The following is a 12,970-nucleotide window of genomic DNA, read 5'->3' as shown; positions in this document are numbered from 1 at the left end:
CGAAGGTAGATGTATCGTGACAATACAAAAATAGTTTCAATTGGAGACAGAAAAATCGGTGGTGGAAATCCGATTTTAATTCAGTCCATGACAAATACCAAGACAGAAGATGTCGAGGCGACCGTAGCGCAGATTTTGGAGTTAGAAGCAGCAGGATGTGAGATTGTCCGCTGCACTGTTCCGACTTTAGAGGCAGCAAAAGCATTAAAAGAAATTAAAAAACAGATTCATATTCCGCTTGTTGCAGATATTCATTTTGATTATAAAATGGCAATTGCAGCGATGGAAAACGGAGCCGATAAAATCCGAATTAACCCGGGAAATATCGGAAGTTCGGAAAAGATTAAAGCCGTTGTAGATACTGCGAAAGCCAGAAATATTCCAATTCGTGTCGGTGTCAATTCCGGTTCACTCGAAAAAGAACTGGTTGAAAAATACCATGGAGTCACAGCAGAAGGACTGGTGGAGAGTGCGCTTGATAAAGTACGCATTATCGAGGACTTTGGCTATGACAATTTGGTCATCAGTATCAAATCTTCGGATGTTATGATGTGCGTAAAGGCGCATGAACTGCTGGCAAAACAGACCAATTATCCACTGCATGTCGGAATTACAGAAGCCGGCACCTTATATTCCGGAAATATTAAATCCGCAGTTGGACTTGGAATTATCTTATATGAAGGAATCGGAGATACAATTCGTGTTTCTTTGACAGGAGATCCGGTTGAGGAAATCAAATCTGCAAAAAGAATTTTAAAGACCTTAAATTTAAGAAAAGGCGGAATTGAAGTCGTATCATGTCCAACTTGTGGACGTACCCAGATTGATTTGATTGGTTTGGCAAATCAGGTGGAGACGATGGTTCAGCAGTTTGATTTAGATATCAAAGTGGCAGTAATGGGTTGTGTGGTAAATGGTCCTGGCGAGGCGAAAGAAGCAGACCTTGGAATCGCAGGAGGAAAAGGTGTGGGTCTTTTGATTAAAAAAGGAGAAATTGTAAGGAAAGTGCCGGAAGCTGAACTGCTTGATACCTTAAGAGAGGAACTGGAACACTGGGCGAAATAATCCGTTCTTATTTATAAGCAAATGATGAGAACTTGTATTGGATGGAATAGAAGAAAGGAAGCATATCAATGGAAAAAGATTTCTTAGAAGTCTTTTTAGGTCTTGAAGTAGAAAAAGAATTAAAGGCACTTTTAGAAGATGTGAAAGTGACGAAGATTGCAGTCAATCCGAAAAAAGACCGTATGAGAGTTTACATTCAGAGCATACAGTGGATTCAGAAAAAATACATCTATGCTCTGGAAAAGCAGATAAAGAAACAGTTTTTTGCTTCAGCGCAGATACAGATAAAAATTATTGAAAAATTTACGCTGACCTCTCAGTATACGCCAAAGCTTTTCTTTGAAGCCTACCGCTCTTCTATGTTAGATGAACTAAGAGGGCACAGTATTTTAATTTATAATACCTTTCGTACTGCGAAAATTGAATTTCCGGAAGAAAACAAAATGAAACTTGTCATGCAGTCCTCTGTACTGGCAAAAAGTCATGAGGAAGAATTGATTTCTTATATTGAAAAAATCTTCTGTGAAAGATGTGCATTCTCTCTGATTGTAGAGCCGGAATATGAAGAAGCAGGCGAAAGTAAGATACGCAAAAACAGCGAAATACGAATTATGCAGGAGGCTGCTCATGTCATTGAGCAGTCTTCTTTCGGGCATGTAAAAGATGAGGCGGAAGAGGGCACAGAAAGCGAAGCAAATCAGCCAGACACAACAAAAGAAGAGAAAAAAGAAAGCAAGAAAGAAAGCAAAAAAGAAAACAAAAAAGAAAAACAGACGGAATCAAAAACGAAAAAAGAAAATACAAAAGAAAAAAGATTTACGCAAAACTCCGAATACAGACGTGGTGTAAAACGTTCCGATAATCCGGATGTAATTTATGGAAGAGATTTTGATGATGAGGTCATTCCGTTAAGTTCGGTTCAGACAGAGATGGGTGAAGTCTGTATCCGTGGACAGATTATGAGTCTGGATACCCGTGCCATCCGTGGCGAAAAAACAATTATTATGTTTGCGATTACGGACTTTACGGATTCGATTATGATAAAACTGTTTGCAAAAAATGAACACGTAGATGAAATTTTAGAGGGCGTAAAAGTTAAAAACTTTATTAAATTAAAAGGTGTCACCAACATTGACCGTTTTGACAGCGAGCTTACGATTGCGTCTGTTGCCGGAATTAAGAAGATTGCACCATTTACTTCTTCGAGAATGGATACCAGTCCGGAAAAACGAGTGGAACTTCACTGTCATACCAAGATGAGTGATATGGATGGGGTTTCCGATGCAAAACAGATTATCAAACAGGCGTATGAATGGGGACATAAAGCGATCGCAATTACCGACCACGGAGTTGTTCAGGCATTCCCGGAGGCAAACCACTGCTTTGATGAGTGGGGCGGAGTTGTGCCAAAAGATGCAGATTTTAAAGTGATTTATGGAATGGAAGCCTATCTGGTCGATGATTTGAAAGGAATTGTACAAAACAGTAAGGGACAACCGCTTAGAGGAAAATACGTGGTCTTTGATATTGAAACCACAGGATTTTCGGCGATGGCAGATAAGATTATTGAAATCGGTGCGGTTCGTGTGGAAAACGGAATCATCACCGGACGTTTTTCTGAGTTTGTAAATCCAAAGATTCCGATTCCATTTCGGATTGAAAAGCTGACCAGCATCAATGACAGTATGGTGGCAGGGGCAGAAACCATTGATACCCTGCTTCCAAAATTTATTGAATTTTGCGAGGGCGCAGTTATGGTTGCCCACAATGCGGAATTTGATATGAGTTTTATTCAGAAAAACTGTAATGATTTAGGAATTGAGACAGACTTTACTTTCGTAGATACCGTGGGAATGGCGAGATTCTTACTGCCACAGTTAAATCGTTTTAAACTTGACACCGTAGCAAAAGCGGTTGGAGTTTCTCTGGACCATCATCACCGTGCGGTTGATGATGCAGAATGTACCGCCGGAATTTTCCTGCGCTTTATCGAGATGTGTAAGGAAAGAGATATTGAAAATCTGGATGATTTGAATGAAAAAGGAGCAGTTTCTGTCAATGCCATCCAGAAAATGCCGACCTATCATGCCATTATTCTGGCAACCAATGATATCGGGCGTGTCAACCTCTATCATCTGGTATCGGATTCGCATTTGATTTATTATCACAGGCGGCCGAGAGTTCCAAAAAGCGTGTATCTAAAATATCAGGAAGGCTTGTTAATTGGTTCTGCCTGTGAAGCCGGAGAATTGTATCAGGCAGTGTTAAACGGCAGACCGGAGCCGGAAATCGCAAGACTGGTAAATTTCTATGATTATCTCGAAATCCAGCCGGTCGGAAACAATGAATTTATGATTCGTGATGAGGATCGTGGCGATATCAACAGCGAAGACGACCTGCGTGAAGTCAATCGAAAGATTGTAAAACTAGGAGAATTATTTAATAAACCGGTCGTTGCAACCTGTGACGTACACTTTTTAGACCCGGAGGATGAAATCTACCGCCGAATAATCATGGCAGGAAAGGGATTTGATGATGCAGATATGCAGCCACCGCTTTACCTGCATACTACTGAGGAAATGCTTCAGGAATTTTCCTATCTGGGAAGCGAAAAAGCCGAAGAAGTTGTAATTACTAATCCAAATAAGATTGCGGATATGGTAGAAAAGATTTCTCCGATTCATAAAGGAAAATGTCCGCCTGTTATTGAAAATTCCGATGGGATGCTTCGAGAAATCTGTTATAACAAGGCACATGAAATTTATGGCGATACTCTTCCTGAAGTGGTAGAAGAACGCCTAGACAGGGAATTAAATTCCATTATTTCCAATGGATATGCGGTTATGTATATGATTGCCCAGAAACTGGTATGGAAGAGTAACAGCGATGGTTATCTGGTAGGCTCGAGAGGTTCGGTTGGTTCTTCTTTTGCGGCAACGATGTCTGGAATTACCGAAGTAAATCCATTAAGTCCGCATTATTACTGTTCTTCCTGTCATTATAGCGATTTTGATTCGGAGGATGTAAAGGCTTACTCAGGACGTGCCGGATGTGACATGCCGGATAAGATCTGTCCGGTCTGCGGAAAACCATTAATTAAGGAAGGATTTGATATCCCATTTGAGACCTTCCTTGGATTTAAAGGGGATAAAGAGCCGGATATTGACTTGAACTTCTCAGGAGATTATCAGGGAAAGGCGCACCGCTACGTTGAGGTTATCTTTGGAGCAGGACAGACATTCAAAGCCGGAACGATTGGAACACTTGCAGAGAAAACTGCATTTGGTTATGTGAAAAATTATTTTGAAGAACGTGGAGACCGCAAACGAAACTGCGAAATCACAAGAATTGTACAGGGATGTACCGGAGTCAGACGAACCACAGGTCAGCACCCTGGAGGAATCATTGTACTTCCGATTGGCTGGGATATCGAAGAATTTACACCGGTTCAGCATCCGGCAAATGATATGACAAGTGATATTATTACGACGCATTTTGATTATCACTCCATCGACTCAAACTTATTAAAACTGGATATACTCGGACACGATGATCCGACCATGATTCGTATGCTTGAGGACTTGACCGGAATCAATGCAAGAGAGATTCCGCTGGACAGCAAAGAAGTTATGTCCTTATTTAAAAGTACGGATGCACTTGGCATTACATCGGAAGATATCAGAGGTTGTCCGCTTGGCTGTCTTGGAATCCCGGAGTTTGGAACCGACTTTGCGATGCAGATGTTAATTGACGCAAACCCGACTTCCTTTTCAGATTTGGTGCGTATTTCCGGTCTGTCTCATGGTACAGACGTATGGCTTGGAAATGCGCAGGATTTGATTAAATCGGGTACTGCGACCATTACCACCTGTATCTGTACCCGAGATGATATCATGATTTATCTGATTAATAAAGGGCTGGAACATGGACAGGCATTTACCATCATGGAAAGTGTACGAAAAGGAAAGGGCTTAAAACCCGACTGGATTGACGAAATGAAATCGCATGGAGTGCCGGACTGGTACATTGAATCCTGTAAGAAAATTAAGTACATGTTCCCGAAGGCACATGCGGCTGCTTATGTTATGATGGGATGGCGAATTGCATATTGTAAAATTTACTATCCGCTGGCGTATTATGCGGCATATTTCAGTATCCGTGCGACCGCATTTTCCTATGAACTGATGTGCCAGGGAAAAGAAAAACTGGAATACTTTATGGATGACTACGAGAAGCGAAAAGACAGTTTAAGTAAAAAAGAGCAGGATACGCAGAAAGATATGAAGATTGTTCAGGAAATGTATGCCAGAGGATTTGAATTTGTGCCGATTGATTTATATAAGGCAAATGCGCATACGTTCCAGATTATAGATGGAAAATTGATGCCGGCCCTTGATACGATTGAAGGACTTGGAGATCGTGCTGCAGATGCGGTTGTGCTGGCAGCGGAAGATGGAGCATTTTTATCAAAAGATGACTTTAGAAATCGTACGAAAGTCAGCAAGACGGTAATTGAGTTAATGTCGGATTTGGGACTGTTCGGAGATTTACCGGAATCCAATCAGATGTCGTTGTTTGATTTTCAGTAAAAAATATTAAAACGAGTAAGTAAAGAAAAAAGGAAGACAAAGGTTATGAATTATCAGGAAGCAAGAGCATTTTTAGATGAAGTAGGAAAAAGCGGAAGCGTGCTTGGATTAGAAGGAATGAAGGAATTATTAAGACGTCTGGGTAATCCGCAGGACAAACTGAAATTTATTCATATTTCCGGAACAAATGGAAAGGGCTCAGAGCTGGCATTTCTTTCAGAAATTTTGACAAAAAGTGGATACCGCACCGGAAGATACATTTCTCCGACGCTGTATTCTTATCGTGAACGCATCCAGGTAGATAAAGAAATGATAGACCGTGATTCTCTGGCAAAACTTACGACAAAAGTAAGAGAGGCAATTGACGGGATGCTCTTTGATGGACTGCAAAGCCCGACCGTTTTTGAAGTGGAAACAGCAATTTCATTTTTGTATTTTGTAGAAAAGCAGTGCGATATCGTTGTATTAGAAACCGGACTGGGCGGAACACTCGATGCGACAAATGTGGTAACGACAACCGTGCTTGAAGTGATTGCTTCGATTGGAATGGATCATATGATGTTCCTTGGAAATACGCTTGGAGAAATTGCAAAAAATAAAGCCGGAATTATTAAACAGGGGACTCTTGTTGTATCTGCAAAACAAGAGCCGGAAGCAGAAGAGGTTGTAAAGAAAGTCAGCGAGGAAAAACATGCAACGCTCTCGATTGTAAATCAGGAGGAAATCAAAGACGTTCATTATGGATATGAAACACAACGCTTTTCTTATAAAAACTGGAAAGACATCGAAATTTCTCTTGCAGGAACGTATCAGATAAAAAATGCAGCACTTGCACTCGAAGCAGTGGAGGCACTTCGAAGTCTTGGCTATCAGTTAAGTGAAGAAACGGTACGAAAAGGAATGAAAGAAGCAACCTGGAGAGGACGCTTCTCTGTTATCCATAAAGACCCGGTTGTAGTCATTGACGGAGCACATAATCCGGCAGCGGCAACTGTCTTAAAAGAATCCTTAGAAACTTATTTTAAAGGAAAAAACCTGTATTACATCTTTGGGGTATTTGCGGATAAAGACTATGAAAAAGTCATTGAACTGACTGCGCCGCTTGCAAAACAGATTGTGACGGTGCAGACACCAAATAATCCAAGAGCACTGCCGGCAGAAGAACTGAAAAAAGCAGTAGAAAAAGTGAATCCGAATGTAAAGGCGGCAAAAAGTGTGGCAGAAGCAGTGGAAGAAGTAAAAGCAATGACGACAAAAGATGATGTAGTGATTGTATTTGGGTCACTTTCTTTTTTGAGTTTGGCGGATGAGGCATGGAATCGGTAGATAAATTTTGAAAAAAATATTTGGCTAAACTGTTTGAAAATTAAATCTATAATTGTTATAGAGGAGATTAAAAAATGTATAAAGTAAAATTTTTTAGTGGATATGAAGGGAAAAATTTTATTGGGTTAAGTCCAGAAGAAGTAATAAAAAATATGTCCGATTTTGAGGAAACGTTTTATGGTGGGAAGAATAAAGAAATTCGACGAGATATTTCAAAAGATATTATAGCGTATTATGACAAGAAAAATAAAATTTGTGAAGCAATACAGTTTGTAAACGAGCATACAGATATATATGTTAATGGAGTTCAGCTTATGCGTGTTCCAGAAGAAGAGGTTATTCCAACATTAAGAAAAGTTTTTCCAGGAGAAGAAGGGTTTACCGATGGTTCAAATTATATGTATATGAAATATGCATTTAGTGTGTTTGTGACAGAGGGGCAGGTATATGGAGTAACTGTGGGGAAGAAAAACTATTTTGATTTTTGGAAAGAAGATTTAGAAGACTTAGGTCATTCTGGATTAATGAAATTTTAAGAGAAGAGAGATTGAAATATGAAAAAAATAGTTAAAATCATACTTCCTGTTGTTATCGTAGCAGCGGGATTTGGAATGTTCAAGTATTCGCAGAAATCCCTCCAATCTGAATCAGCAAAGGAACAAAAAGAAGCATCAAAGGAAACGTCAAAAGAATCAGAACAAACAGATGAGGATGAAAAGACAAGTCAGGACTATGAAGGAATCCAATATGATGAAGATGGTTTCATGATGAGTCCGGATGAATTAAATGCAGACCTTCCAGAATCGACTTATGAAGAGATAGAGGCAGACGGAGCATATGAAGAAGCGATGGATGCAGAACAGGAAGAAGAAGAGAATGAAATTCATTTCGATGATGGAACGGCAACGGATATCTCAGATTCTGTTACAATAGAGTCCTATCCGGAATACAGTTCAGATATCAGTAGTGATTCGGATTTATCAGGCGAGAATCCTGCTTCTTTTTTCATGAGCGGAGAATAGAAAGGGTCAATTGTATACAATTTATGGTTTTTCTGGAAAATTTGAATAAAATTTCATAAAAATCACTAATAAACCTAGCTAAAAAAGCAATTTTGTGGTACATTTAATAAGTAAGTATTTAGAGGCTTATTTACCTGATTCTTTTCGTTCTTTTTTGTTGCGGAGCTGAAAGGAACGAATCGAATCAGATATCATAAGGGATTATTTATTTTCATTATCAAAAAAATATAAGGAAGGTGAGCAATTGGAAAACTATACTAAGTATAAGCTGAAAAGTAATGATGAGCTTGCATCAGTGCTTGAAGGCAAGGACAATCTGTTTGTGATTGCATGTAACAAGTGTTTCAAAGAATTTGAAACTGTTGACGAACCAGATTGCGATGAGTTTTTAAAATTTGCTGCAGAGCAGGGGAAAAATGTCACAGGCAGTGCAAAATTAGACTTCTTATGCAATAAGATGCACACAGAAAACAAATTACAGGATTTGATTCCGGAGGGAACAGAAAATGTAGTTGTTATTTCCTGTGGTCTTGGTATTCAGACCGTTGCAGATTTAGCGGGCAAACCGGTTATTGCTGCAAGTAATACCTTAAATTACAGAGGTCACCATGGTATGGCACTTACCAAGAAGAGCTGTGACGCATGTGCACAGTGTTATCTGAATGTTACAGGTGGTGTCTGTCCGATCGTCGATTGTTCCAAGAGTCTTGTTAATGGACAGTGCGGTGGAGCAAAAAATGGAAAATGTGAAGTAGACCCGAATAAAGACTGTGCATGGGAAAAAATCTACCAGAGACTGGCAAAACAGGGTCGTCTGGAAGAATTTTTAAATCAGCCGGTACAGGTTCGTGATTTCTCAAAAGTAAATTTCAAAGTCATTAATGATTATGTAAAATCAATCAGAGATGAAAGACTCAATGGATATTATGGTGGTGTTCATCCGTCAGAACGTAAAGAGTTCAGTGAACATATTGCACTTAAGAAATTCCCGGAACCAAAAACGGTTGTAATCTCTATGTCCCAGCACCTTGGAGCACCGGCAAATCCAATCGTTGAAGTGGGCGATACCGTAAAGGTAGGTCAGAAGATTGGAGAAGCAGCAGGCTTTATCAGTGCTCCGGTACATTCCAGCGTAAGCGGAACCGTAGTTGCTGTTGAACCTCGTATGCATGGCACAAGAGGCAGTGAAGTAATGGCTGTTGTTATTGAATCGGATGGAAAAAATACTCTGCACGAATCCGTACAGCCACATGGTGATTTAGATAATCTTACACCGGATGAAATCATTGATATCATTCGTGAAGCAGGTATTGTTGGTATGGGTGGTGCAGGTTTCCCGACTTGCGTAAAATTAAAACCGGCAAAACCGGTTGATACCATTCTTTTAAATGGATGCGAATGTGAACCGCTCTTAACAGCCGACCACAGAGTACTCCTTGAGTTTGCCGATGACATTATTTTTGGTTTAAAAGCAATCCTTAAGACAACAGGTGCCGAAAAAGGTATCATCGTTATCGAGGATAATAAACCGGATGCCATTGAATTAATGCAGGAAAAAGTTGCCAATATCGGAAATATGGAAGTGTTTGTTGCGAGAACGAAATACCCACAGGGTGCAGAAAAAACTCTGATTAAACGTGTTATGGGAAGAAAAGTTCCAAGCGGCGGTCTTCCGGCAGATGTTGGTGTTGTAGTAGATAATATCAGTACAGTAAAAGCAATCTCCGATGCAATCCAGACAGGTATGCCACTCGTTGAACGTGTTGCAACTGTAACTGGTGAAAAGATTAAAAATCCTGGCAACTTTATCATCAAAATCGGTACCAGCGTAAGAGAACTGATCGATTACTGTGGTGGATTTACAGATGATGATGTTCTGGTTAAGATGGGTGGTCCTATGATGGGATTCCCACAGAGTACATTGGATGTACCGATGATGAAAGGTTCCAATGGTATTATTGCAATTGATACAGATGAGACAAAAGAACAGCCATGTATCAAATGTGGACGCTGTGTTGATGTTTGTCCGATGGAACTGTCTCCATTGTATTTTGTAAAATATGCCAAAGAAGAGAACTGGCAGGGCATGAAAGATATGAATGTTATGGATTGTGTAGAATGTAGATGCTGCCAGTATATCTGTTCTTCTAAGATTCCGATTATTGACAGTATCAAAGCCGGAAAAAATGCGATAAGGGGGATGAAGTAATATGTTAATTACCCAGTTAAAAGCAAAAGAAACAATTACATCATTGACAGCCGGAAAAAAAGTTTTTATCATCAACTGCCATGGATGTAAGGAAGTTCGTTTTCCGGAAAAAGAAGCTGTTGAACTTCAGAAAGAACTTGCCGCTGAAGGAAATGTAACAGGTGTTCTCACAACTGATTATATTTGCAATCCGGAAAATATGGAGTTACGTCTCAAAAAACATTTAAGTAAAATTCAGGAAGCAGACTTAGTTTTAGTATTTTCTTGCGGTGTTGGTGTACAGACCGTAGCAGAATATCTTGAAGATAAGATGGTCTGTGCAGCCTGCGATACATATCCGGTACCTGGTTTCCAGGGCGTGACACCGTTAGAGTACAAATGTGACCAGTGCGGTGAATGTTACCTGAATCTGACAGGTGGAATCTGTCCAATCACAGCATGTTCCAAGAGCCTTGTAAATGGCCAGTGTGGCGGTTCCAAGAATGGAAAATGTGAAGTGGACAGTGAGATGGAATGTGGATGGGAACGCATTTACAGACGTTTGAAAGAAATCGGACGCCTTGATGTATTAAAATGCCCGACACAGGTTCATAACTTCGCAACAGACGATGAAGTAAAATAGTGAAAAAAGAAGCTTAATTAAGCTATGATATTATAATGATTGGAGCAATGTACAATGAAAATGAAAGAATTATTCGACCGTGGTGAATTTGTAGTTTCTGCTGAAGTAGGACCGCCAAAAGGGATTCATGTAGATGAGCTGTTAGAAGAAGCAAAAACATACCTTCAGGGTGTTCATGCAGTAAACGTAACTGATAACCAGTCTTCTGTTATGCGTCTTGGTTCTCTTGCAATGTGTAAAGCATTAAAAGATGCAGGCATGAATCCGATTTTCCAGCTGGCATGCCGTGACAGAAACCGTATTGCACTGGAATCTGACCTTCTCAGTGCTGCAATGTTTGGTATCGAAAACATCCTCTGTCTGACTGGTGACCATACAAAAATGGGTGACCATCCGCAGGCAAAACCGGTATTTGACTTAGACTCTGTATCCCTTCTTCACACAGTTGGACTCTTAGAGTCAGGTGTAGACCTTGGTGGAAATGAATTAGTTGGCGAACCTCCGAAATTCTCAAAAGGTGCAGTTGTATCTCCATGCAGCGATTCTGTTGATGCACAGCTTGCTAAAATGGAAAGAAAAGTAGCTGCAGGTGCAGAATACTTCCAGACACAGGCAATCTTTGAGCCGGAAAAATTCATCAAATTTATGGAAAAAGCAAAACAGTTCGGAAAACCGGTACAGGTTGGTATCATCATTCCGAAATCTGCGGGAATGGCAAAATTCATGAACAATAATGTTGCCGGTATCCATGTTCCGGATGAAATGATCGAAGAATTAAAAGCAGATAAAGAAAAGACAAAAGCTGGTATTACAGGTGTTGAAATTGCAGCACGTATTATCAAAGAATGTAAACCATACTGTCAGGGTGTACATATCATGGCACTTGGCTGGGAATCTAAAGTTCCGGAACTGCTGAAACAGGCTGAAATCTAAAAATAATAAATTTAAGAAGAATAATAATAGAGGGAGCAGCGCACAAGTTAGTGCGTAGCTCCCTCTTAGTTTAAGCAAGCAGTTCTTTCATCGCTTCTAATAATTCGGTATTTTTTTCAGGGCTCATCAGACAGAACCGGATATAACTGTTATCTAAAAACGGGAAAGTGGAACAGTCACGAATCATCAATCCCTTTTTGATGCAGTGGTCAAACATCATTTCGGAAGTGACTTCTTCTTTTAAAATTTTTACAAGAATAAAATTCGTACAGGACGGATAGACTTTGACGGTATCCAGTTTGGACAATTCATTTGTCATGCGTTCTCGTTCTGTGGTAATTAAAGTCTTTGTTTTTTCAATATATTCTTTATCGGAAAACATGATACAGCCGGCAATTTCTGCCAGACTATTGATAGTCCAGGGATTCTTTTTGGTGTTAATATGTTTTAACAAATCCGGATTTCCGGTTACGGCATAGCCAAGGCGAAGTCCCGGAGCTGCAAAAAATTTGGAAATTCCGCGAAGCACAATCAGATTGGTATAATTGTTAGTCAGTGGAATTGAGGACATATTCGCTGCGTCCGGAGCAAATTCTTCATAGGTTTCATCAACCATGACAAACATTCCATATTGGAGTGCAGTGTCCAAAATTTTTCTCATTTCTTTTTTGGTGATGGCGGAAGCAGTTGGATTGTTCGGATTGCACAGCACAAGTAAATCAATCGAATCATTTAGCTGGTGGCAGAAATCATTGACGTCCATCTGAAAATCATTTTCTTCTTTTAATGGATAATATAAGGTATGTCCGCCCTCTAAGGTGATTTCACGCTCATATTCCGAATAAGTCGGTCCTAAAATCAGGGCTTTTTTTGGATGAGTGGATTGAATAAATAAAGAAATCAATTCAGTAGATCCGTTTCCAACAATAATATTTTCAAACTGCGCACCGGTATAATCACAGATACTTTTTCTCAGTTTTGTATAGTCGCGGTCGGGATAAGAAGTGATAGCGTCTACATGCCTGGAAAGAGTATCCCTTAAAAGAGGGGAAATTCCAAGTGGATTTACATTGGCAGAAAAACTGGTAATATCCTCTTTTTTGATTCCGTAAATATCCTCTATTTTTTCTAAATCACTGCCATGAAAATGGTCTTTATGTTTCAGCATATCGTAGATGCTCCTTTCTTTTTTACGTGTCATGCA

Annotated in this window: 9 protein-coding genes; 8 read left to right on the top strand and 1 reads right to left on the bottom strand. The window is 39.9% G+C overall.

The features are described 5' to 3' along the window. The first annotated feature begins 9 nt into the window (after nucleotides 1–9). The 8 genes from ispG to ACYQ2D_RS06795 all read left to right on the top strand — a co-directional run bounded on the left by ispG (nucleotide 10) and on the right by ACYQ2D_RS06795 (nucleotide 11,766). Nucleotides 10–1,065: a flavodoxin-dependent (E)-4-hydroxy-3-methylbut-2-enyl-diphosphate synthase gene (ispG, locus tag ACYQ2D_RS06830; protein WP_459784995.1), complete on the top strand. Its 1,056-nt coding sequence runs from the start codon at nucleotides 10–12 to the stop codon at nucleotides 1,063–1,065. Nucleotides 1,066–1,133: 68 nt separating this feature from the next. Continuing rightward, nucleotides 1,134–5,654: a PolC-type DNA polymerase III gene (locus tag ACYQ2D_RS06825; RefSeq protein WP_459784994.1), complete on the top strand. Its 4,521-nt coding sequence runs from the start codon at nucleotides 1,134–1,136 to the stop codon at nucleotides 5,652–5,654. Between the two features lie 45 nt (nucleotides 5,655–5,699). After that, on the top strand, nucleotides 5,700–6,980 hold the full coding sequence (locus ACYQ2D_RS06820; RefSeq protein WP_459784993.1) for a bifunctional folylpolyglutamate synthase/dihydrofolate synthase: 1,281 nt from the start codon (nucleotides 5,700–5,702) through the stop codon (nucleotides 6,978–6,980). Nucleotides 6,981–7,054: 74 nt separating this feature from the next. After that, nucleotides 7,055–7,516: a hypothetical protein gene (locus ACYQ2D_RS06815; protein WP_187558292.1), complete on the top strand. Its 462-nt coding sequence runs from the start codon at nucleotides 7,055–7,057 to the stop codon at nucleotides 7,514–7,516. A gap of 18 nt (nucleotides 7,517–7,534) precedes the next feature. Beyond that, nucleotides 7,535–8,002: a hypothetical protein gene (locus ACYQ2D_RS06810; protein WP_117455026.1), complete on the top strand. Its 468-nt coding sequence runs from the start codon at nucleotides 7,535–7,537 to the stop codon at nucleotides 8,000–8,002. Nucleotides 8,003–8,246: 244 nt separating this feature from the next. After that, nucleotides 8,247–10,211, top strand: a complete 1,965-nt coding sequence (rsxC, locus tag ACYQ2D_RS06805; protein WP_459784991.1) for an electron transport complex subunit RsxC — start codon at nucleotides 8,247–8,249, stop codon at nucleotides 10,209–10,211. 1 nt (nucleotide 10,212) lies between these two features. Continuing rightward, on the top strand, nucleotides 10,213–10,833 hold the full coding sequence (locus ACYQ2D_RS06800; RefSeq protein WP_118701083.1) for a methylenetetrahydrofolate reductase C-terminal domain-containing protein: 621 nt from the start codon (nucleotides 10,213–10,215) through the stop codon (nucleotides 10,831–10,833). Between the two features lie 54 nt (nucleotides 10,834–10,887). Beyond that, nucleotides 10,888–11,766, top strand: coding sequence for a methylenetetrahydrofolate reductase (locus ACYQ2D_RS06795; RefSeq protein ID WP_117455032.1), 879 nt, complete (start codon nucleotides 10,888–10,890; stop codon nucleotides 11,764–11,766). Nucleotides 11,767–11,836: 70 nt separating this feature from the next. Here ACYQ2D_RS06795 and ACYQ2D_RS06790 read toward each other — a convergent pair whose 3' ends face one another. After that, the gene (locus tag ACYQ2D_RS06790) at nucleotides 11,837–12,934 is read right to left on the bottom strand and encodes a pyridoxal phosphate-dependent aminotransferase (RefSeq protein ID WP_459784990.1); all 1,098 of its coding nucleotides are present in this window, start codon (nucleotides 12,932–12,934) and stop codon (nucleotides 11,837–11,839) included. Between the last annotated feature and the right edge of the window lie 36 nt (nucleotides 12,935–12,970).

This window comes from Blautia stercoris (genome assembly GCF_054657695.1).
Note: the sequence above shows the minus strand (reverse complement) of the source record. Positions and strands in the feature narration are given on the sequence as shown.

What these genes read in the sequence shown, in the direction of transcription:
- ACYQ2D_RS06820 (WP_459784993.1), top strand. Translation starts at nt 5,700, where the DNA reads ATGAATTATCAGGAAGCAAGAGCATTTTTAGATGAAGTAGGAAAAAGC.
- ACYQ2D_RS06800 (WP_118701083.1), top strand. Translation starts at nt 10,213, where the DNA reads ATGTTAATTACCCAGTTAAAAGCAAAAGAAACAATTACATCATTGACA.
- ACYQ2D_RS06810 (WP_117455026.1), top strand. Translation starts at nt 7,535, where the DNA reads ATGAAAAAAATAGTTAAAATCATACTTCCTGTTGTTATCGTAGCAGCG.
- ACYQ2D_RS06795 (WP_117455032.1), top strand. Translation starts at nt 10,888, where the DNA reads ATGAAAATGAAAGAATTATTCGACCGTGGTGAATTTGTAGTTTCTGCT.
- ACYQ2D_RS06825 (WP_459784994.1), top strand. Translation starts at nt 1,134, where the DNA reads ATGGAAAAAGATTTCTTAGAAGTCTTTTTAGGTCTTGAAGTAGAAAAA.
- ispG (WP_459784995.1), top strand. Translation starts at nt 10, where the DNA reads ATGTATCGTGACAATACAAAAATAGTTTCAATTGGAGACAGAAAAATC.
- ACYQ2D_RS06815 (WP_187558292.1), top strand. Translation starts at nt 7,055, where the DNA reads ATGTATAAAGTAAAATTTTTTAGTGGATATGAAGGGAAAAATTTTATT.
- ACYQ2D_RS06790 (WP_459784990.1), bottom strand. Translation starts at nt 12,934, where the DNA reads ATGCTGAAACATAAAGACCATTTTCATGGCAGTGATTTAGAAAAAATA.